Consider the following 516-nt stretch of genomic DNA (forward strand, 5'->3'; position numbering starts at 1 on the left):
AGACAGTGGCGTCACCAATGGCTCCTTGCTCACCGGCACCACCAGTGTCGATGGCCCGCTCAGCATTCAGAGCTTCAGCGTCGCCGGACAAACCGGTCCGTTCACCCTGGGCACCGCCTACGTGATCGCCGGCCAAGGCACCCTGACGGTCAATGCCAACGGCACCTACAGCTTTGAGCCCGCCGCCAACTGGAACGGCAACTTCCCGGTTGTCACCTACACCGTCACCGACGGCGTCAGCACGGACACYTCGACCTTGAACATCGGTGTGACCCCTGTCACCGATGGCTTCACCGATGCCGATGAAACCCTGACCGTGGCTGAAGACAGTGGCGTCACCAATGGCTCCTTGCTCACCGGCACCACCAGTGTCGATGGCCCGCTCAGCATTCAGAGCTTCAGCGTCGCCGGACAAACCGGTCCGTTCACCCTGGGCACCGCCTACGTGATCGCCGGCCAAGGCACCCTGACGGTCAATGCCAACGGCACCTACAGCTTTGAGCCCGCCGCCAACTG

Annotated in this window: 1 protein-coding gene; it reads left to right on the plus strand. The window is 63.1% G+C overall.

What is annotated here, in order from left to right; all coding sequences use genetic code 11:
- On the plus strand, window positions 1-516 hold a 516-nt coding region (locus L5M51_RS22785), incomplete at both ends, for a cadherin-like domain-containing protein (protein WP_263174825.1).

It is taken from the genome of Shewanella sp. SM73 (assembly GCF_025653795.1).
Taxonomy (GTDB): Bacteria; Pseudomonadota; Gammaproteobacteria; order Enterobacterales; family Shewanellaceae; genus Shewanella; species Shewanella oncorhynchi.